General features: G+C 65.1%; 19 protein-coding genes. 17 read left to right on the forward strand and 2 right to left on the reverse strand.

The window, feature by feature from the left end; genetic code table 11:
• The first annotated feature begins 149 nt into the window (after positions 1-149).
• The 7 genes from F7R19_RS05640 (at position 150) to F7R19_RS05670 (ending at position 6,874) form a co-directional block, all read left to right on the forward strand.
• Entirely contained in the window at positions 150-1,358 is a 1,209-nt protein-coding gene (locus tag F7R19_RS05640) for a branched-chain amino acid ABC transporter substrate-binding protein (RefSeq protein ID WP_061952847.1), read from the forward strand.
• A gap of 219 nt (positions 1,359-1,577) precedes the next feature.
• Positions 1,578-2,513 carry a branched-chain amino acid ABC transporter permease gene (locus tag F7R19_RS05645; RefSeq protein WP_061952845.1) on the forward strand — a complete coding sequence of 312 codons (936 nt, stop codon included), beginning with the start codon at positions 1,578-1,580 and terminating at the stop codon, positions 2,511-2,513.
• A gap of 13 nt (positions 2,514-2,526) precedes the next feature.
• Positions 2,527-3,681: an ABC transporter permease subunit gene (locus F7R19_RS05650; RefSeq protein ID WP_061952843.1), complete on the forward strand. Its 1,155-nt coding sequence runs from the start codon at positions 2,527-2,529 to the stop codon at positions 3,679-3,681.
• 13 nt (positions 3,682-3,694) lie between these two features.
• Positions 3,695-4,471 (forward strand): ABC transporter ATP-binding protein, encoded by a 777-nt coding sequence (locus tag F7R19_RS05655; RefSeq protein ID WP_061952841.1) that lies wholly within the window; start codon positions 3,695-3,697, stop codon positions 4,469-4,471.
• A 17-nt stretch (positions 4,472-4,488) separates the two neighbouring features.
• Complete coding sequence (locus F7R19_RS05660; protein WP_150979607.1) at positions 4,489-5,208, forward strand: ABC transporter ATP-binding protein; 720 nt, start codon at positions 4,489-4,491, stop codon at positions 5,206-5,208.
• A 405-nt stretch (positions 5,209-5,613) separates the two neighbouring features.
• Positions 5,614-6,225 (forward strand): hypothetical protein, encoded by a 612-nt coding sequence (locus tag F7R19_RS05665; protein ID WP_150979608.1) that lies wholly within the window; start codon positions 5,614-5,616, stop codon positions 6,223-6,225.
• A gap of 55 nt (positions 6,226-6,280) precedes the next feature.
• The gene (locus F7R19_RS05670; RefSeq protein WP_061952835.1) at positions 6,281-6,874 is read left to right on the forward strand and encodes a hypothetical protein; all 594 of its coding nucleotides are present in this window, start codon (positions 6,281-6,283) and stop codon (positions 6,872-6,874) included.
• Between the two features lie 161 nt (positions 6,875-7,035).
• On the opposite strand, the gene F7R19_RS05675 is transcribed toward F7R19_RS05670, so the two are convergent.
• Positions 7,036-8,223 (reverse strand): acetylornithine transaminase, encoded by a 1,188-nt coding sequence (locus tag F7R19_RS05675; protein WP_061952833.1) that lies wholly within the window; start codon positions 8,221-8,223, stop codon positions 7,036-7,038.
• Positions 8,224-8,484: 261 nt separating this feature from the next.
• Positions 8,485-9,540 (reverse strand): CDP-6-deoxy-delta-3,4-glucoseen reductase, encoded by a 1,056-nt coding sequence (locus tag F7R19_RS05680; RefSeq protein ID WP_150979609.1) that lies wholly within the window; start codon positions 9,538-9,540, stop codon positions 8,485-8,487.
• 10 nt (positions 9,541-9,550) lie between these two features.
• Here F7R19_RS05680 and F7R19_RS05685 point away from each other — a divergent pair, with 10 nt between their 5' ends.
• The 10 genes from F7R19_RS05685 (at position 9,551) to F7R19_RS05730 (ending at position 21,046) form a co-directional block, all read left to right on the forward strand.
• Complete coding sequence (locus F7R19_RS05685) at positions 9,551-10,594, forward strand: NAD-dependent epimerase/dehydratase family protein (RefSeq protein ID WP_150979610.1); 1,044 nt, start codon at positions 9,551-9,553, stop codon at positions 10,592-10,594.
• A 334-nt stretch (positions 10,595-10,928) separates the two neighbouring features.
• Positions 10,929-11,888 carry an ABC transporter substrate-binding protein gene (locus tag F7R19_RS05690; RefSeq protein ID WP_150979611.1) on the forward strand — a complete coding sequence of 320 codons (960 nt, stop codon included), beginning with the start codon at positions 10,929-10,931 and terminating at the stop codon, positions 11,886-11,888.
• A 16-nt stretch (positions 11,889-11,904) separates the two neighbouring features.
• Positions 11,905-12,777, forward strand: coding sequence for an ABC transporter permease (locus tag F7R19_RS05695; protein ID WP_061952824.1), 873 nt, complete (start codon positions 11,905-11,907; stop codon positions 12,775-12,777).
• The gene (locus F7R19_RS05700; protein ID WP_150979612.1) at positions 12,774-13,553 is read left to right on the forward strand and encodes an ABC transporter ATP-binding protein; all 780 of its coding nucleotides are present in this window, start codon (positions 12,774-12,776) and stop codon (positions 13,551-13,553) included. Before F7R19_RS05695 ends, F7R19_RS05700 begins: the two co-directional genes overlap by 4 nt.
• Positions 13,554-13,575: 22 nt before the next feature.
• Entirely contained in the window at positions 13,576-14,337 is a 762-nt protein-coding gene (gene hutC / locus F7R19_RS05705; RefSeq protein ID WP_061952956.1) for a histidine utilization repressor, read from the forward strand.
• A gap of 92 nt (positions 14,338-14,429) precedes the next feature.
• Entirely contained in the window at positions 14,430-15,992 is a 1,563-nt protein-coding gene (hutH, locus tag F7R19_RS05710) for a histidine ammonia-lyase (RefSeq protein WP_150979613.1), read from the forward strand.
• Between the two features lie 62 nt (positions 15,993-16,054).
• A complete protein-coding gene (gene hutU / locus F7R19_RS05715) occupies positions 16,055-17,758 on the forward strand; it encodes a urocanate hydratase (protein WP_150979614.1) in 1,704 nt (567 codons plus the stop codon).
• Positions 17,758-18,342, forward strand: a complete 585-nt coding sequence (locus F7R19_RS05720; protein WP_150979615.1) for a HutD/Ves family protein — start codon at positions 17,758-17,760, stop codon at positions 18,340-18,342. Before hutU ends, F7R19_RS05720 begins: the two co-directional genes overlap by 1 nt.
• The gene (hutI, locus tag F7R19_RS05725; protein ID WP_150979616.1) at positions 18,339-19,586 is read left to right on the forward strand and encodes an imidazolonepropionase; all 1,248 of its coding nucleotides are present in this window, start codon (positions 18,339-18,341) and stop codon (positions 19,584-19,586) included. Before F7R19_RS05720 ends, hutI begins: the two co-directional genes overlap by 4 nt.
• Positions 19,583-21,046: a formimidoylglutamate deiminase gene (locus F7R19_RS05730; protein WP_150979617.1), complete on the forward strand. Its 1,464-nt coding sequence runs from the start codon at positions 19,583-19,585 to the stop codon at positions 21,044-21,046. The genes hutI and F7R19_RS05730 overlap by 4 nt, the downstream gene beginning before the upstream one ends.
• Positions 21,047-21,057 lie beyond the last annotated feature (11 nt).

The following is a 21,057-nucleotide window of genomic DNA, read 5'->3' on the forward strand; positions in this document are numbered from 1 at the left end:
GTTCAGGTTGTTGCGTCGCGTTATTGCATCCGCAAAGAAAGGGGATACAATGCGCGCGTTTCAAATTGAAACTAAACAAAGGCGGTCCAGGGAATACGTCCGGGAGGCGTAGTTATTTCCCTGTTTTTGAGAATCCTAGGAGATCACTCATGCAATTCACGTTTGCCAAGATTCTGCCGATCGCGGCCGCTGTGGCGCTGGTCGCTGCATGTGGCAAGAAGGAAGAGAAGCCGGCGGATGCGGCAGCATCTGCGCCGGCGGCCGCCGCGGCGCCTGCCGCTAGCGCCGGGGGCGAGACGGTCGTCAAGATCGGCCACGCCGCACCGCTGACCGGCGGCATTGCCCACCTTGGCAAGGACAACGAAAACGGCGCGCGCCTGGCCGTCGAGGAAGTGAACAAGACTGGCCTCGAGATCGGCGGCAAGAAGATCAAGCTGGAACTGGTCGGTGAAGACGACGCGGCCGATCCGAAGACCGGCACCGCCGTGGCCCAGAAGCTGGTGGACGCCCATGTCGTCGCCGTGGTGGGTCACCTGAACTCGGGCGTGTCGATCCCCGCGTCGAAGATCTACAGCGATGCCGGCATCGTGCAGATCTCGCCGTCGTCGACCAATCCCGACTACACGAAGCAGGGCTTCAAGACCACCTATCGCGTGGTCGCCACCGACGCCCAGCAAGGTCCGGCGCTGGCCAACTACGCCGCCAAGAGCCTGAACGCCAAGAGCGTGGCGATCGTCGACGACGCCACTGCCTACGGCAAGGGCCTGGCCGACGAATTCGAGAAGACCGCCAAGGCGGCCGGCGTGAACGTTGTGGCGCGCGAAGCCACCAACGACAAGGCCACCGACTTCAAGGCCATTCTTACCAAGATCAAGGGCAAGAAGCCTGACGTGATCATGTACGGCGGCATGGACGCCACCGGCGGCCCGTTCGCCAAGCAGGCCAAGGAACTCGGCATCCAGTCGAAGATCGTTGGCGGCGATGGCGTCTGTACCGACAAGGTGGCCGAACTGGCCGGCGACGCGGTGAGCAACATCATCTGCTCGGAAGCCGGCCTGGCGCTGTCCAAGATGGAACAGGGCGCCGATTTCGACAAGCGCTACCAGGCTCGTTTCAACGCGCCGGTGCAGATCTACGCACCGTTCACCTATGACGCCGTCATGGTCATCGTCGATGCGATGAAGCGCGCCAATTCGGTCGAGCCGGCAGCCATCCTGGCCGAGATGCCCAAGACTAACTACAAGGGCCTGATCGGCAATATCGCCTTCGATGAAAAGGGCGACATGAAGGAAGGCACCATCACGCTGTACGAGTACAAGGACAAGAAGAAGACCGTACTCGACGTCGTGAAGATGTAATCCGGGCTTATCGGCCCATACGAACGGCACCGTGCATCTTCTGCGGTGCCGTTCTTTTTAGTCTCGCCAACGTGTTAGCAGCATCCTTACCATGGATGGAACAGGGCGGGCAGCACACCAGCAATCCGAATACAAACCTACCCGACCGATCCAACATTACCGCCCGATCCTCGGCATCCACACCATGCCGGCCGGAGCAGGGCTGAAGCAGGAGTTTTCATGGATATTCTTATCCAGCAGATCGTGAACGGTCTGGTGCTCGGCAGCATCTACGCGCTGATCGCACTGGGCTACACCATGGTCTACGGCATTTTGGGCATCATCAACTTCGCGCACGGCGATGTGCTGATGATTGGCGCGCTGACCGCTTTGTCGGCAATTCTTGGGCTGCAGAAATACGCGCCCGGCCTGCCCGAATGGCTGACGCTGGTGATCGCCACACTGATCGCCATGCCCGTCTGTGCAGTGCTCTCATATACGATCGAACGCGTGGCATACCGGCCGTTGCGCAATGCGCCGCGCCTGGCCCCGCTGATCACCGCGATCGGCGTCTCGATCATCCTCCAGACCATGGGGATGCTGATCTGGTCGCGCAATCCGCTGACGTTCCCGCAGCTGCTGCCTTCCAGTCCGATCGACATCGGCTCCACGGGCGCCACCATCACCGGCAAGGAAATCGTCATCATCGGCCTGGCCGTGATGGTCATGGCCGGCCTGCTGGCCCTGGTCAACCGCACCAAGCTCGGCCGCGCCATGCGCGCCACCGCCGAGAACCAGAAGGTGGCGGGCCTGATGGGCGTGAACCCCAACTTCGTGATTTCGGCCACGTTCATGATCGGTGCCGCGCTGGCGGCGCTGGCCGGCGTGATGATGGCGACAAACTACGGCAACGCCCACTTCTACATGGGCTTCATTCCCGGGCTGAAGGCGTTCACCGCCGCCGTGCTGGGAGGTATCGGCAACCTCGCCGGCGCGATGGTCGGCGGCATGCTGCTGGGCCTGATCGAAGCGCTCGGCGCCGGCTACATCGGCGATCTCACCAATGGCGTGTTCGGTTCGAACTACCAGGACGTGTTCGCCTTCATCGTGCTGATCATCGTGCTCGTGTTCCGTCCGTCCGGCATCATGGGCGAACGCGTGTCCGACCGCGCCTGAGGGGAGAGCATCCATGAACGCTCCAATTCAAACCGCGGCCGTGGCCGCACCGACGCGCGTACCGGCCAAGACGCTGGCCGCGCTGGTCGGATTTCTTGTGATCGCGCTGTGCGCGCCATTCTTCGTCCAGTCGTTCGGCGGCAATTACTGGGTGCGCGTGCTCGATTTCGCGCTGCTCTACATCATGCTGGCGCTGGGCCTGAACATCGTGGTGGGCTTTGCCGGCCTGCTCGACCTGGGCTATATCGCGTTCTACGCGGTGGGCGCCTACAGCATGGCGCTGCTCGGCTCGCCGCATCTGGCCAACCAGTTCGAATGGATCCAGCAGCTGTTTCCTAACGGCATCCACCTGACGATGTGGCTGGTGTTGCCCATCGCGGTGCTGATCGCGGCCACCTTCGGCGTGCTGCTGGGTGCGCCGACGCTGAAGCTGCGGGGCGACTACCTGGCCATCGTGACGTTGGGCTTCGGCGAGATCATCCGGATCTTCATGAACAATCTGGATCGTCCGGTGAACATCACCAACGGCCCCAAGGGCATCACGGCGGTGGATCCGGTCCATATCTTCGGCTTCGATTTCTCGAAAACGCACGAGATCTTCGGCATGAAGTTCACGCCGGTGTTCATGTATTACTACCTGCTGGTGTGCCTGGTGATCGTGATCGTGTTCGTGTGTCTGCGACTGCAGACTTCGCGGATCGGCCGCGCCTGGGTGGCCATCCGCGAGGATGAGATCGCCGCCAAGGCGATGGGCATCAACACCCGCAACATGAAGCTGCTGGCGTTTGCCATGGGCGCGTCGTTCGGCGGCGCTTCGGGCGCGGTGTTTGGCGCATTCCAGGGCTTCGTCTCGCCCGAATCGTTCACGTTGTGGGAATCGATCTACGTGCTCGCCATCGTGGTGCTGGGCGGCATGGGTCATATCCCCGGCGTGATTCTGGGCGGCATCCTGCTGGTGGGCTTCCAGGAACTGCTGCGCGTGGTGGCGGAGCCGATGCAGACCGGCCTGTTCGGCCATGTGGTGGTCGATGCCGAAGTGCTGCGCCAGCTGATGTTCGGCCTGGCGCTGGTGGCGGTGATGCTCTATCGTCCGGCGGGCCTGTGGCCATCGCCGCGCAAGGAAGATCGCCCCGTGGTGCGCCGTGCCGGCAGCGTAGGCCGTTTCTGAACAGGAGGACAACATGAGCAATTCCGAATTCCTCCTGTCGGTACAGGGGGTCAACAAGCGTTTCGGCGGCCTGCAGGCGCTGTCCGATGTGGGCCTGCAGATCAAGCCGGGCGAGATCTATGGCCTGATCGGTCCCAACGGCGCGGGCAAGACCACGTTCTTCAATGTGATCACGGGCCTGTACACGCCCGACTCCGGCGAGTTCGTGCTGGGCGGCCAGCCGTACCAGCCGACCGCCGTGCATGAAGTGGCCAAGACAGGCATCGCGCGCACGTTCCAGAACATTCGTCTGTTCGGCGACATGACCGCGCTCGAGAACGTCATGGTGGGTCGCCACGTGCGCACCAAGGCCGGCCTGTTCGGCGCCGTGTTCCGCCCGCCTTCGGTGCGCCGCGAGGAAGAGGGCATCGAGGATATGGCGCACGATCTGCTCGACTACGTCGGCATCGGCAAATACGCAAACTTCACCTCGCGCAATTTGTCCTACGGCCATCAGCGTCGTCTCGAAATCGCCCGCGCACTGGCCACCGAACCCAAGCTGCTGGCGCTGGACGAACCGGCCGCGGGCATGAACGCCACCGAAAAGGTGGAACTGCGCGGCCTGCTCGAAAAGATCAAGAACGATGGCAAGACCATCCTGCTGATCGAGCATGACGTGAAGCTCGTGATGGGCTTGTGCAATCGCCTGACCGTGCTCGATTACGGCAAGGTCATTGCGCAGGGCCTGCCGCACGAGGTGCAAAACAATCCTGCCGTGATCGAGGCCTACCTCGGCGCGTCGGCGCATTGATGGCCGGAGGAAGCAACATGACACAGCAGACAATTCTGAAAATTTCCGGGCTGAAAGTGGCCTACGGCGGCATCCAGGCCGTCAAGGGCGTGGATCTGGAAATCCGCGAAGGCGAACTGGTGACATTGATCGGCGCCAACGGCGCGGGCAAGACCACCACGATGAAGGCCATCACGGGCCTGCAGGGCTGGGCCGGCGGCGATGTGGAATACATGGGCAAGTCGATCAAGGGCGTGCCCAGCTACGTCCTGCTCAAGCGCGGTCTGGCGATGGTGCCGGAAGGCCGCGGCGTGTTCGCGCGCATGACCATCACCGAGAACCTGCAGATGGGTGCCTACACGCGTGACGACGAAGCCAATATCAAGGCTGACATCGATCGCATGTTCGAGACCTTTCCGCGCCTCAAGGAGCGCGCCAACCAACTGGCCGGCACGATGTCCGGCGGCGAGCAGCAGATGCTGGCAATGGCGCGTGCGCTGATGAGCCAGCCCAAGCTGCTGCTGCTCGACGAACCGTCGATGGGACTTTCGCCGATCATGGTCGAAAAGATCTTCGAGGTGGTGCGAACGGTTTCGGGTCAGGGCGTGACCGTGCTGCTGGTCGAGCAGAACGCGCGGCTGGCGCTGCAGGCGGCGCATCGCGGTTATGTGATGGAGTCGGGCCTGATCACCATGAGCGGCGACGCCAAACAGATGCTCGACGATCCGAAGGTCAGGGCCGCGTACCTCGGAGAGTGACCGCGCGCAAACGCGCCAAATCGTATCGATCGAGCGAAAGCCGAGTCCAGAAATGGGCTCGGCTTTTTTGTTGGCGTAATGTGCGCGCCGATGTTGCTAGCGCAGCTTCTGCACCTGACAGCTGTCAAGAATGAGGTCACGGTAATCCGATATGGTGCAAGCCGATCGATGAAGACCGCTGTCTGCGACATCCTGAAAATTCGAGGCGTGACGGCTTCATCGCGAATCTGAAAGATGCAAGGCAGTAGTGAGAGATTCCCGGCCACCAGCCCGCTGGCATTTCCGGGGCACGCCGTACGCATGGTCTGGCCGCAGACCGATCACGCATCGCTGATCGGCAAGCCCAGAAGCCGTGGGGCGACACGCCAAGCGAGAACACTTTTCGAACCCGACAAGGAGAGCGCGATGAAATGGGCTGAAGCGAGGGCGCTTGTGGTCCCTAATCCCGGCAAGAGAGCGGACGGATGGGTTCTGCGGACGGTAGATGCCTGGGCACACAGATATCGAATTCATCGATCTCATCAATTCGTGAGTGGCGGCTTCAAGGCGCCTGGATGCACGATGGCGCGCGCGACAAGCCTGAGCGGCATGACGCTCGCGTCGAAGCTGATCATCGTGGCGCACGGTAATCCGCACTGTCTGGCAGGACTATCCCCGAAGCAGACTGTTGACCTTCTATATAGCCTGGGGCTGCGACAAGTCGGCCTGTTGTCGTTCAAGTCATGCGAGATCGGAGTCGGGGATTTCCTGAACCAAGTCGTCGACGCCGCCAGGCATCGCATCCAGATCGGCTGGTGCATCGGCTACAAGGATATCGTCCGAACCGCCGGACGTAACGAATTGGTGGGATCGGAGTGGCGCTGGCGGTGGATCGATGCGGCGCGCGAGATCAAGCGCTCGGACGAACGCCGGGTCAAGGTGGTGCGCGGCAATGTGCCAGTGTTGCCGCCACGAAAACCAAGTACCAGATATATGCCCTTGCCGCTGATGAACCAGCTCTACGCTCTCGGGAATTGAATGAATCGTTTTGTTTTCAGCGAGGTGATCCGCGCTGAGGTTTTTGGAGTTGGGTATGAAATGGAATGATGTCCGTGTGCTGGTGATTTCTGCAGCGGAGGACGGTAGGTGCAAGGCACTGATCAATGCCGCCAATGCGTGGGCAGATCGCTATAACGTGCCCAGTCAGCATCGAATCTTCGACGGATACGGTAGAAAAGCCGGATTCGTCAAGACGGCGACTGGCAGCCTGAGCGGGATGACCAGCGCGTCGAAGCTCATCATCATCGGGCACGCCAACGCGCACGGGATAGAGCAACTTTACGCAAAACCATTTTGTCCGTTCGGTCTGGTGAACTACCTGCATCGGATTGGCTTGCGCCAGGTAGGACTTATCGCACTGAAATGCTGCCTACTGGGACGGGGCGATTATCTTGAGCGATTCGTTGAGGAAGCCGACGGCCGCCTCGAGATTGGTTGGTGCATCGGCTATCGAGACGTCGCGTTGACCCGAGAGGGCCATGAATACGTCGGTTACGAATCTCACTGGCGAGACCTGATACCCTCGCTGAAACTCCCCGACAGCTGGCGCGTCAGGATCGTGCGGGGAACAATTCCGGTGGTGCCGCCCAATGCGCCGAGCCGACGCTTTCCGCCGTTACCGGTTTAGGCACCGCGCATCTTCCGGGGCAGGGAGTCGCCCAACCGATCCGCGTGTAGTGAGGCGGACGCTCCGGGAGCACGGGCCGCGGCTGCGCTCCGGCGCGCGCCGTATGGTGGCCCGCAAGCTGGCCCGCGCATGCAGCGCACGGCCAGCGTTGCGAGCGGGCGTCAGGCCAGCTTCTTCAGCAGTTCGCGCAACATACCGATCATCTGATCGATTTCCTCGCGCGACACGTTCAGTGCCGGCATGAAACGCAGCAGGTTGGGGCGCGGCGCGTTCAGCAGCAGGCCCACCGGCGCCATCTCGCGCGCTTCTTCGACGATCTGCGGGCCGATATCCTTGTTCAGCATCAGCGCGCGCAGCAGGCCTTCGCCGCGCTCGCCGCCCAGGTTGAATTCGGCGGACAGCGCCAGCAGTTGTTCGCGTAGATATTCGCCCTTGGCCTTGACGTCATCGAGAAAGCCCGGCGCCGTCAGTTGCGAAATCACCGAGCTGCCCACCGCGGTCATCAGTGGATTGCCGTTATACGTGCCGCCCTGGTCGCCGGCTTCGAAGCTGGCCACATCCGCCTTGCACAGCAGCGCCGACAGCGGCACGCCGCCGCCGATGCCCTTGCCGAGCGTCATGATGTCCGGCTCCACGCCCGACAACTCGTACGCGAACAGCGTGCCGCAACGGCCGCAACCGGTCTGCACTTCATCGACGATAAACAGCAGCTTGTGCTTGTCGGCCAGCGCGCGCAGGCCTTGCATGAACTCGCGGGTGGCGGGGATCACGCCGCCTTCGCCCTGCACCGGCTCCAGCATGATGCCGACGGTCTTGTCGGTGATCAGCTTCTCGACCGACGCCAGGTCGTTCAGCTCGGCCTTCGGAAAACCGGGCACTTGCGGCGCGAAGATCGTGTCCCAGCCGGCCTTGCCCGATGCGCTCATGGTCGCCAGCGTGCGGCCATGGAAGCTGTGGTCCATCGTGATGATCTCGTAGGCGCCGTTCTTATGTTTGCGGCCCCATTTGCGCGCCAGCTTGATCGCGCCCTCGTTGGCCTCGGCGCCACTGTTGGCGAAGAAGACCTTATCGAAACAGCTGTTCTCAGTGAGCTGGTTCGCCAGCTTGAGCATCGGTTCGTTGTAGAACGCCGGGCTCGGATTCAGCAGCTTGCGCGCCTGCGTCTCAAGCGCCTGGATCATGCCTTCGTTCGAATGGCCCAGTGCGTTGACCGCCCAGCCTTGCACGAAATCCAGATAGCGCTTGCCGTTATGGTCCGTCAGCCACGAGCCCTTGCCCTCGGTAAAGACCAGTTCGGGCCGGTTGGTGATGTACATCAGGGATTGGACGGGGTACTCAGCAAATGCCATGGCGGACTCCTGGGGTCGGCATGAAACGATGGACGGACAAAAACAAAAAGCCACGGGGATTGCCCGTGGCTTGTTGACCTGAACAGACGCTATCTACGGTCAGCCGCGCGGCACCCCGGAAGGGAGCAACGTACGAGCGCGGCGTCGGATCATGGCGGTGTTCATGGCGGCAAATATAAGACGCATGCGCCCGGGTGTCAAAGCGAAATTTGGCAGACCCGGGTGGCATTGTTGTGTCGGCGGAACGGCTGCGGCTGGCGCTCAGGCCGCGCCGGCCGGGTGCAGATCGGCTTCGGACGTGAACGAATCGGCGAAGAACGCGTCCTCGTGCAACTGGCACTGCGCGGTGAAATCGGCGCGTGCGGCGTTGACCATGACGGGCGCGCCACAGGCATAGACCTCGTGGCCGGACAGGTCGGGATGGTCGGCCATCACGGCCTGATGGACAAAGCCGGTGCGACCGGACCAGTTGTCCTCGGGCTTCGCATCGGACACCACGGGCACGTATTTGAAATTCGGCAGCTCGCGCGCCCATTTCTCGCACAGCGCGTGCATGTACAGATCCTGCGGCCGGCGGCCACCCCAATACAGCGTCATCGGGCGCGTGATGCCGGTGTACGCGGCATGTTCGACGATGGCCTTGATCGGTGCGAAACCGGTCCCCGACGCCAGCAGGACGATCGGCTTGTCCGAATCCTCTCGCAGGAAGAAGCTGCCCAGCGGACCTTCGAAGCGCAGGATGTCGCGCTCCTTCATGGCCGGCATGCCTTCCTTCGCGCCAAACACGTAGTCGGTGAACGCGCCGCCCGGCATATGGCGGATGTGCAGCTCGATCGGGCCTTCCTCGTGCGGCGGCGTGGCGATCGAATAACTGCGGCGCTTGCCGTCGCGCAGCAGGAATTCCACGTACTGGCCGGCCAGGAACTGCATCCGTTCGGTGGCCGGCAGCTGCAGGCGCACGGCGATCACGTCGTCGGCCAGGCGCTCTATCGTGCTGACGCGGCACGGAATCTTCTTGATGGGGATATCGCCGGCGCCGTGCACTTCACGGCATTCGATCGTGATGTCCGAGGTGGCGTTGGCGCAGCAGAACAGCGCGCGGCCCTCGGTCTTTTCCTGCGCCGTCAGCGCGGACGCGGCGTGGTCGCCCTGGGCGATCGTGCCTTCGACCACGCGGCCCTTGCAGGACCCGCACGCGCCGTTCTTGCAGCCATACGGCAGGCCGATGCTATGGCGCAGCGCGGCGCCCAGGATGGTTTCGTCGGCGGCCACTTCGAACTTGTGGCCACTCGGCATGACGGTAACTTGATAAGCCATAATCGGGTCTATGAACCAAATTCTGTCGCCGCAAGCGGCGTTGTCTTCCCCACGGGGCGTCGGGCACGGCAGGCGTGGCCGCCGGCTGGGCCGGCCGCGCCTGCTGATCGTTGGCTGCGGCGACGTCGGCACGCGCATCCTGCGCCTGCTGGCCACGCGCATGCGTGTGTTCGCCGTCACCTCGCAGCCGTCGCGCCGCGCCGAACTGCGCGAAGCCGGTGCGATACCGCTGGTGGCCGATCTGGACCGCCCAGCCACGCTGGCCCGGCTGTCGCAACTGGCGACGCGGGTCATGGATCTGGCGCCGCCGCCCGGGCAGGGCAATGGCGATCCGCGCACACGCGCGTTGCTCGGCGCCCTGCGCCGCACCGCATGGCGCCGCGCGCGCACCACGCGCTTTGGCGTCGGTGTCGGCGAGGCCGCCATTCTACCCGAGCGGGGATGGCACCGGGCGTTTGAGGCGGCGGTCCGGCATCGGGCCGCAGGCGCCTTCGTCTACGCCAGCACCACCGGCGTTTATGGCGACCGGTGCGGGGCCCGCGTGCAGGAATTCCACGCAGTGCGCCCGCAGACCGCGCGAGCCCGCCGGCGTGTCGCGGCGGAAGCGGCGGTGCGCGATTTTGGCCGCAAGGCCGGCTGGCGCGTCAATATCGTGCGGATTCCCGGCATCTACGCGGCCGACCGCCTCCCGGTGGCGCGCCTGAACAAGGGCACGCCGGCGCTGGCGCCGCAGGATGACGTCTACACCAGCCATATCCATGCCGACGACCTGGCGCGCACCATGATCGCCGCGCTGTGGCGGGGCCGCCCGCAGCGCGTGGTGCATGCCAGCGACGACACCGAATTGCGCATGGCTGACTATTTCGATCTGGTGGCCGACCGCAAGGGCCTGCCGCGTCCGCCGCGCATCTCGCGGCAACAGGCGCTGACCACGATCGATCCCACGCTGCTGAGTTTCATGAGCGAATCGCGCCGGCTGGACAACCGCCGGCTCAAGCGCGAGTTGCGGCTGAAGCTGCGCTATCCGACCGTCGCGTCGTTCTTCGACCGCTAAAGCGTCACCGCGCGTGCCAGTCCGCCGTCGCGGGCAGGCACGCCGATTGCTGGGAATCGTGCCGATTCATCCTGTCTATACAAGATCGACCCGGTTCGCATGCCTGCCGCGGCCGCATATGCCAGATCGTGGTGCGGCATAGTGCGCAGATGCACAACCATGGCGCTTTGCAGCGCCATTTGTAGGGCAGCCGCAGAACGTGTGCTCAGGTAAACCCCGGGTTTGACTTGTATATACAGGATGGTAGATTGCCGGTCAGGCAGCGCGTGCGGTTGCGCCGCCCGACCCGCAAATCCAGCCCTGCCCTTAACGACGCCCATATGGAGCCGACAGCATGAAGCTGCACCGCCGCGCCGCACCGATTGTTTCCGCCATTGCCCTTGCCATCGCCGCCGTCCCCGCCGTCCAGGCCCAGACCACCGCAGTGGCGCTCGGCATGAGCGGCTGGACCGGTTTTGCCCCGCTTACGTTGGCCGACAAGGCTGGCATCTTCAAGAAGCACGGCGTCGATGTGGACATCAAGATGATTCCGCAGAAGGACCGCCATCTGGCACTGGCTTCGGGCGCGATTCAGTGCGCGGCGACCACGGTGGAGACCCATGTGGCGTGGAACGCCAATGGCGTGCCGATCACCCAGATCGTGCAGCTCGACAAATCGTACGGGGCGGATGGGCTAGCCGTGCGCGGCGACGTCAAGACGTTTGCCGACCTCAAGGGCAAGACGATCGGCGTGGACGCGCCGGGCACCGCGCCGTTTTTCGGGCTGGCCTGGATGCTGCGCAAGAATGGCATGACGCTCAAGGACGTGAAGCTGACCACGCTGTCGCCGCAGGCCGCCGCGCAGGCGTTCGTGGCGGGGCAGAACGACGGCGCAATGACCTACGAGCCCTATCTGTCGACGGTGCGCGCCAATCCGGACAAGGGCAAGATCCTGGCCACCACGCTCGATTACCCGATGGTGACCGATACGCTGGGCTGCGCGCCCAAATGGCTCAAGGACAACCCGAAAGCGGCGCAGGGATTGGTGGACAGCTATTTCGAGGCGCTCGAAATGATCCGCAAGGAGCCGGAGAAATCGAACGAGATCATGGGCGCGGCAGTCAAGCAGACCGGCGAGCAGTTTGCCAAGTCGTCGGCTTACCTGCGCTGGCAGGACAAGGAAGCCAACCGCAAGTTCTTCGCGGGCGAGCTGGCCAGCTTCAGCAAGGAAGCGGCCGACGTGCTCAAGGACATCGGCGTGATCCGCCAGGTGCCCGACGTGACGGCGATCTATGACGCCCGATTCCTCAAGTAAGCCGGAGGGCGTCCCGATGTCTCAAGTCACCACGCCGCCAACTGCCGCGTCCGCCCGCGTCCAGCATGATGCCCAGGCCGCGGCCGGCGCGCCGCGTGCGCGTCATCCGTGGCTGTCGCCGCTGGTGCCGGTGTCGCCGCGCGCCCGCTGGACGCTGGGCCTGTCGTTCTTCGTCGTGTTCTTCGCGATCTGGGCCGTCGCCACGCTCGGCGGCTTTGTGCCGCGCACGTTCCTGGCCGATCCGCTGACGATGGCCAACGAGGGTCGGCTGCTGTTCACCGAATACGGCTTCATCGGCGATATCGGCATGACGGTGTGGCGCGTGGTGGGCGGCTTCGTGCTGGCCGCCGCGCTGGCCGTGCCGCTGGGCATTTTCATGGGCGCGTACAAGGCGGCCGAAGCGTTCTTCGAGCCCTTCGTGTCGTTCTGCCGCTATCTGCCCGCGTCGGCGTTCATTCCGCTGTTGATTCTTTGGGCCGGCATTGGCGAGACGCAGAAGCTGCTGGTGATCTTCATCGGCTCGTTCTTTCAGATTGTGCTGATGGTGGCGGTGACGGTGGGCGGCGCGCGCAAGGATCTCGTCGAAGCCGCCTACACATTGGGCGCCACGCCGCGCGGCATTGTGCGGCGCGTGCTGATCCCGGGCGCCGCGCCGGAAATCGCCGAGACGCTGCGGCTGGTGCTGGGCTGGGCGTGGACCTATGTGATCGTGGCCGAGCTGATCGGCTCGTCGTCCGGCATCGGCCACATGATCACCGACAGCCAGGCCTTGCTGAACACCGGCCAGATCATCTTCGGCATCATCGTGATCGGCTGTATCGGGCTGGTGTCCGATCTCGTCTTCAAGCTGGCCAACCAGCGCCTGTTTCCGTGGAGTTCGATCAAATGAGCGCGCTGTCGATCCAGCAGGTTTCCCGCACGTTCGAAAACCCGCGCGGCGGCAGCACGCAGGCGCTGCTGCCCGTCGATTTCGATGTGCGCGACAACGATTTCGTGACGATCCTCGGACCGTCGGGCTGCGGCAAGTCGACACTGCTGCGCATCGTGACGGGACTCGATACGCCCAGCGGCGGCCGCGTGCTGCTCGACGGCCAGCCTGTGGCGGGCCCGGGCGCGGACCGCGGCATGGTGTTCCAGTCGTACACGCTGTTTCCGTGGTTGACGATCGAGCAGAACGTGCGCTTCGGGCTGCGCGAACGCGGCATGAGCGAAGCCGACCAGAAAGAGCGCAGCGATTTCTTCATCGCGCGCGTCGGCTTGCGCGGTTTCGAGCAGCACTATCCGAAACAGTTGTCGGGCGGCATGCAGCAGCGCACCGCGATTGCGCGTGCGCTGGCCAACGATCCCAAGATCCTGTTGCTCGACGAGCCGTTCGGCGCGCTCGACAACCAGACGCGCGTGCTGATGCAGGAGTTGCTGCTGGGCATATGGGAGGCGTCGCGCAAGACGGTATTATTCGTCACGCACGATATCGACGAAGCCATTTTCATGGCCAACCGCGTGGCGGTGTTTTCCGCGCGGCCCGGTCGGATCAAGAGCGAAATCGCGGTGAATTTCCCGCATCCGCGCCATTACACGATCAAGACATCGCCCGAGTTTTCTGCGCTGAAGGCACGGCTGACCGAAGAGATTCGCGCCGAAGCCATGGCTGCGGCCGAGCATTGACGGGGCGATGCGCAACCACGCCATGAACCAGACCGCCGCTTCGGCATCTTCCTCATCGTCCGCGCCTGCTGCGCTGTACCAGCAGGTCAAGGAATATATCGCGCGCCAGATCCAGAGCGGCGCGTGGCAACCTGGCGACCGCGTGCCGTCGGAGCAGGAACTGGTGAACCGCTTTTCGGTGTCGCGCATGACGGTCAACCGGGCGCTGCGCGAATTGTCCGAGCAGGGCAGGGTCGTGCGCGTGGCCGGCGTGGGTACGTTCGTGGCGGAACACAAACCGCAGTCGACGCTGCTTTCGGTCGTCAATCTGCAGGACGAGATCCGCATGCGCGGCCATGACTATGCGTGCGACGTGATCCTGGTCGAACGTGTCTCGGCATCGATCGAAGTGGCCGCCGCGCTGGAGCTTCGCACCGGCGAGTCGGTGTACCACTCGATCTGCATTCATCGCGAGGACGGCGTGCCGGTGCAACTGGAGGACCGCTACGTCAACCCGCGCGCCGCGCCCGATTTCATCGCCCAGGATTTTGGCGACACGCAGCCCGGCGAATATTTGCTGCGCAATGTTCCGTACGATCAGGTGGAACACGTGGTCGACGCCATCGCCGCCACGGCGGAGCAGGCCGCGCAGCTCGAGATGCCGCCGACCCAGCCGTGCCTGCTGCTGACGCGCCGTACGTGGACGCATGGCGTGCCGGTGACCTTTGTACGCTGCCTGCATCCGGGCAACCGGTATCGGCTGGGCAGTCGCTTTCGCGCCGACGGCAATCCCGCCTTTGGCTAGAACTGGTGCCTGAGGCCGGTCAAAAGCCGGCCATCGGGTTTTATTTTCGACTAACCTGTATAGACAGGCTCATACAACATCGGCAACTGAAGATGACACAAGATTCCCGCTCTCTCCTGACTCTCAATCCCGGCCACGTTTCGCTGGACGACCTGCGCCGCATCTATCGCGGGGAGGTGCGCCTGGCGATGGCGGAATCGGCATGGGCCGGGGTCCGCGCCGCGCAGGCCACGGTGCAGGACATCATCGATGCCGATGCCGTGGTCTATGGCATCAATACCGGCTTCGGCAAGCTGGCGCAGTCGCGCATCGCGCATGACAAGCTGGCCGACCTGCAGCGCAATCTGGTGCTGTCGCACAGCGTGGGCACCGGCGCAGACCTGGCGCCCGACACCGTGCGGCTGATCCTGGCCATCAAGGCGGTCAGCCTGGCGCGCGGCCATTCCGGCGTGCGTCCCGCGTTGATCGAGGCGCTGCTGGCGCTGGCCAACCATGGCGTCACGCCGTGCATCCCGGCCAAGGGTTCGGTCGGCGCATCGGGCGACCTTGCGCCGCTGGCCCATATGTCGTGCACCCTGATCGGCGTGGGCGAGGTGATGATCGACGGCCGGCGCGTGCCGGCCGCGCAAGGGCTCGCGCACGCCGGGCTCGAGCCCTTCACGCTTGGCCCCAAGGAAGGCCTGGCGCTGCTGAACGGCACGCAGGTTTCCACGGCTCTGGCGCTGGCGGGATTGTTCGCCGCCGAAGACGCATTCGCGGCCGGTCTGGTTGCCGGGGCGCTGTCGCTCGAGGCGATCAAGGGATCGGTCAAGCCGTTCGACGCGCGCATTCACGAAGCGCGCGGCCAGGCCGGCCAGATCGCCGTGGCCGGCGCGGTGCGCGCGATGCTCGACGGCAGCGGAATCGTCGATTCGCACAAGACCTGCGGCCGCGTGCAGGACCCGTATTCGATCCGCTGCCAGCCGCAGGTGATGGGCGCGTGCCTCGACAATCTGTCGCACGCGGCGCGGATCCTGCGCATCGAGGCCAACGCCGCATCGGACAATCCGCTGGTGTTCTCCGAGCAGGGCGATGTGGTGTCCGGCGGCAATTTCCACGCCGAGCCGGTGGCGTTTGCAGCCGACATCGTGGCGCTGGCCATCGCCGAAATCGGCGCGATTTCCGAGCGCCGTCTGGCATTGCTGCTCGATACCGGCCTGTCCGGTTTGCCGCCGTTTCTGGTGCGCGACGGCGGCCTGAACTCGGGCTTCATGATCGCGCAGGTCACGGCCGCAGCGCTTGCTTCGGAAAACAAGGCGCTCGCGCATCCGTCCAGCGTGGACAGCCTGCCGACCTCGGCCAATCAAGAAGATCACGTTTCGATGGCCACGTATGGCGCGCGCCGGCTTGGCGAGATGGCGGCCAACACCGCGGTGATCGTCGGCATTGAGGCGATGGCCGCGGCGCAGGGCATCGAGTTCCATCGCCCGCTGCACTCATCGCCGCTGATCGAACAGGAACTCGCGCGTATCCGCAGCCGTGTGGCATTCCTCGACGCCGACCGCTATCTCGCGCCCGATATCGAAGCGATGAAGCAATGGGTGGTGCAGGGCGATGCGGGCGCGGGCTGGCCCGCCGCCGTGCGGGCCATCCTGCCGACGAACCAGAACGTCTGAGCATCCGAACGTGTGACACGCGGCGCCGCCGCGAACCTCTTTCCAAGAAACGCGAGACCACCATGAACGCCAACGAACACCAATTCACCGACACCGCGCGCGGCCAGCGCGAAATCCGCGCGCCGCACGGCAGCCAGCTGCATTGCAAGAACTGGCTGATCGAGGCCGCGTACCGCATGATCCAGAACAATCTCGATCCCGACGTGGCCGAGCGCCCGCAGGATCTGGTGGTGTACGGCGGCATCGGCAAGGCCGCGCGCAACTGGGAATGCTTCGACGCGATTCTCGATAGCCTGCGCCGGCTGGGCGAGGACGAGTCGCTGCTTGTGCAGTCGGGCAAGCCGGTGGGCGTGTTCCGCACTCATGCCGATGCGCCGCGCGTGCTGATCGCCAATTCCAATCTGGTGCCGCATTGGGCCACTTGGGACAAGTTCAACGAACTCGATCGCGCCGGGCTGATGATGTACGGGCAGATGACGGCGGGATCGTGGATCTACATCGGCACGCAGGGCATCGTGCAGGGCACGTTCGAAACTTTCGTGGAAGCTGGCAACCAGCACTACAACGGCGACCTGACCGGCAAATGGATCCTGACCGCCGGCCTCGGCGGCATGGGCGGCGCGCAGCCGCTGGCGGGCGTGCTGGCCGGCGCGTGCGTGCTGGCCATCGAATGCCAGGAATCGCGCATCGATTTCCGCATCCGCACGCGCTACCTCGACAAGAAGGCCACCACGCTGGACGAAGCGCTCGCGATGATCGCATCGGCAACCAGCAAGGGCGAGGCAATCTCCGTGGGCCTGCTGGGCAACGCGGCGGAAATCGTGCCGGAACTGGTGCGTCGCGCGCGCGCCGGCGGCATGCGCCCGGACATCGTCACCGACCAGACCTCGGCGCACGATCTGGTGAACGGCTATCTGCCCGAAGGTTGGAGCGTGCAGCAGTGGGAAGACCTGCGCCAGCGCGACCCCAAGGCAGTCGAGGCCGCCGCACGCGCTTCGATCGTCCGGCACGTGCAGGCCATGCTGGACTTCCAGAAAATGGGCGTGCCGACGCTCGACTATGGCAACAACATCCGCCAGGTGGCGTTCGACGAGGGCGTGGCCAACGCGTTCGATTTCCCCGGTTTTGTGCCGGCCTATATCCGGCCGCTGTTCTGTCGCGGCAAGGGCCCATTCCGCTGGGTGGCGCTGTCCGGTGATCCCGAGGACATCTACAAGACCGACGCCAAGATGAAGGAGCTGTTCCCCGAGGACAAGCATCTGCACCGCTGGCTCGATATGGCGCGCGACCGCATCGCGTTCCAGGGTTTGCCGGCGCGGATCTGCTGGGTGGGGCTCGACGAACGGCATCGCGCCGGGCTGGCCTTCAACGAGATGGTGAAATCGGGCGAACTGAAGGCGCCGATCGTGATCGGGCGCGATCACCTCGATTGCGGATCCGTCGCGTCACCCAATCGTGAAACCGAAGCGATGCGCGACGGGTCCGACGCCGTGTCGGACTGGCCGCTGCTCAACGCGCTGCTGAACACCGCGGGCGGCGCCACATGGGTCAGCCTGCATCACGGCGGCGGCGTCGGCATGGGCTTTTCGCAACATGCCGGCGTGGTCATCGTCTGCGACGGCACCGATGCGGCGGCCAGGCGGATCGAACGCGTGCTGTGGAACGACCCGGCCACCGGCGTGATGCGCCACGCCGATGCCGGTTATGACATCGCCATCGACTGCGCCAGGGAAAAGGGCCTGAACCTGCCGATGGTGAAGCGTTGATGGCCGTGCAGAAGTTTGCAGTCGACGCGATCGCGCCGACGCCGTGGAAGAACGGCGGTGGCGCAACGCGCGAAATCGCCGTGTGGCCGCCTGGTGCCGCCATGGAGTCGTTTGCATGGCGCATCAGCGTGGCCGATATCGCTGACGACGGGCCGTTCTCCGCATTTCCCGGCGTGGATCGCCAGATCGCATTGCTGGAAGGCGCCGGCGTGCACCTGCAGGCGCATGACGATTCGTTTTCCCATCGGCTGGTGCGCGTGGGAGAACCGTTCGCGTTTTCAGGCGATACCGCCATGCATGCCACGCTGATCGACGGGCCGACGCGCGATTTCAATGTGATGACACGCCGCGGCGTGTGCCGCGCCGACGTGCGCCTGATGCGCCAGCCGTTCTCGGTGGTGCCGGGCGAGACCACGGTGCTGGTGCTGGCGCTCGACGGCGCCTGGGAGGCCGGCCCCAGCCTGCATCTGGCCGCCGGAGAAGGCATACTGCTGCCAGCCGGCACGCCGGCCATCACGCTGTCTCACAACGGGCTTGCCGCGCTGTGCCTGCGCGTGACCCTGCATATGGAGCGGGACCGATGAAGATCAACGATGCGCTGTCGGCAGACGGCGTCTGGCATCACTGCCATCTGCTGGCGGATGCCGATCCCGCGCACGCCACGCGCGACGCCGCCATCGCGGTCGAACATGGCCGCATCGTGTGGCTGGGCGAAGCGTCTGCCTTGCCGGAGAGCCTGCGGCGCCTGCCGCGGCACGACGCGGCAGGCGCGTGGATCACACCGGGCCTGGTCGACTGCCATACGCATCTGGTCTACGGCGGCCAGCGCGCCGACGAATTCGCGATGCGCCTGGCCGGGGTCAGCTACGAGGAAATTGCGCGCGCGGGCGGCGGCATCGTGTCGACGGTGCGCGCCACGCGCGATGCAGACGAAGCCACGCTGTTCGCGCAGGCCGCGCCGCGCCTGGAAGCGCTGCTCGCCGAAGGCGTCACCGCCATCGAGATCAAGTCCGGCTATGGCCTGTCGCTCGATGCCGAACGCAAGCAGCTGCGCGTGGCGCGGCAGCTCGGCGAGGCTTACGGCGTGACGGTCCACACGACGTTCCTCGGCGCGCACGCGCTGCCGCCCGAATATGCGGGCCGCGCCGACGACTACATCGAGCTGGTCTGCAACACGATGCTGCCGGCGCTGGCCGGCGAAAAACTTGTCGATGCGGTGGATGCGTTCTGCGAGGGCATTGGATTCAGCCCCGCGCAGACCGAGCGCGTCTTCGAGGCGGCGGCGCGGCACGGCTTGCCCGTCAAGCTCCATGCCGAGCAGTTGAGCAATCTGGGCGGCGCGGCGCTCGCGGCGCGACACCGCGCGCTGTCCGCCGATCATCTCGAACATCTCGACGAAGCGGGCGTGGCCGCGATGGCGCAGGCGGACACCGTCGCTGTGCTGCTGCCTGGCGCCTATTATTTCCTGCGCGATACCCACTTGCCGCCGTTGGCACTCCTGCGCCAGTACGGCGTGCCGATCGCCATCGCCACCGATCACAATCCGGGCACGTCGCCCACCACGTCGCTGCTGCTGATGATGAACATGGCGTGCACGCTGTTCCGCATGACCGTGCCGGAAGTGCTGGCCGGCGTGACCGTCCACGCGGCGCGCGCGCTCGGTGCGGCGGATCGGCACGGACGCCTTGCGGTGGGCCGGGTGGCCGATTTCGCGCTGTGGCGCGTCGATTCGCCGGCGGAACTGGCGTATCGCTTTGGCGGCAATCCGTGCGCGGCGGTGGTGCGTCAGGGCCGGCTCCATGTTCAAGGCAAAGGTATTCAACGATGAGTGCGACGAGTGCAGGCCGATTGTTCGCCCCCTACGCGCTGCTGCCCGACGGCTGGGCGCGCGATGTGCTGCTGGCGTGGGACGCGCAGGGCGTTTTCACGTCGATCGTTCCCAACGCGACGGGCGCGGGCGCTGCGATCGGCGCTTCTATTGCCGCTCCGACGGGCACCGCGGTCGGCCCCGCGCCGCGCGCTGCCGGTCCGGTGTTGCCCGGGATGCCGAACCTGCATTCGCACGCGTTTCAACGCGGATTTGCCGGGCTGACCGAATTCCGCAGCGTCACGGATGGCGACGATCCGGCCGGTGGCGATTCGTTCTGGAGCTGGCGCTCGCTGATGTATCGCTTCGCGCTGCGCGTGTCGCCCGATGCGCTCGAGGCGATCGCCACGCAGCTCTACATCGAGATGCTGCGCGCCGGCTACACCAGCGTGTGCGAATTCCACTACGTCCATCACGATCCCGACGGCAAGCCTTACGCCGATCGCGCCGAGATGTCGCTGCGGCTGCTGCGCGCGGCACAGACCGCCGGCATCGGCATGACGCTGTTGCCCGTGCTGTACCAGACGGCCGGATTTGGCGGCAAGCCCGCGCAGCCTGACCAGCGCCGCTTCCTGAATGACACCGAGGCGATGCTGGCGCTGCTGGAAAAGCTTGCGCCGCATTGCGCCGCCTATGGCGCGCGGCTGGGTCTGGCGCCGCATTCGCTGCGCGCCGTGCCGCACGGCAGCCTGTCGCAGGCCGTCGCCGCGCTGCACGCGATGGACGCCACGGCGCCTGTGCATATCCACATCGCCGAGCAGCAAAAGGAAGTCGATGACTGCCTGGCGGCGACCGGCGTGCGTCCGGTGCAATGGTTGCTCGATCACGCACCGGTGGACTCGCGCTGGTGCCTGGTACACGCCACGCACATGGACTGGGACGAGCGGCGGCGGCTGGCGCACAGCGGCGCGGTGGCCGGCATCTGCCCGACCACCGAGGCCAATCTTGGCGATGGCGTGTTCGAGGCCGCGCCATATCTGGCGCAGCACGGCTGGTGGGGCATCGGATCGGACAGCCACGCCAGCGTGAGCGTGGCCGAGGAATTGCGCATGTTCGAATACGGCCAGCGCCTGGGACTGCAGCGGCGCAATGTGCTGGCATCGCAGGCGCACCCGCAGGTGGCGGACCGCTTATGGCTCGATGCCGTGGCGGGCGGCGCGCGTGCGGCGGCGCGTCCCGTGGCCGGACTGTCGGTCGGGCAGCGCGCCGATTTCATCGTCCTCGATGGCCAGCAGCCGACGCTGGCCGGGCTGGACGGCGCCCACGCGCTGGCCACCTGCGTGTTTGCGAGCCACGGACATGAGACACTAGCGGAAGTCCGCACGGGCGGCACGTGCCGCGTGCAGCACGGCGTGCATCCGCAGCAAACGGATGCGGCCCGGCTGTTCGTCGAGGCGCGCGCCGGCCTGCTGGCGGACTAGGGTCCCGAACC

Origin of the sequence: Cupriavidus pauculus (genome assembly GCF_008801835.1) — a bacterium.
In the GTDB taxonomy this organism is placed as follows: domain Bacteria; phylum Pseudomonadota; class Gammaproteobacteria; order Burkholderiales; family Burkholderiaceae; genus Cupriavidus; species Cupriavidus pauculus.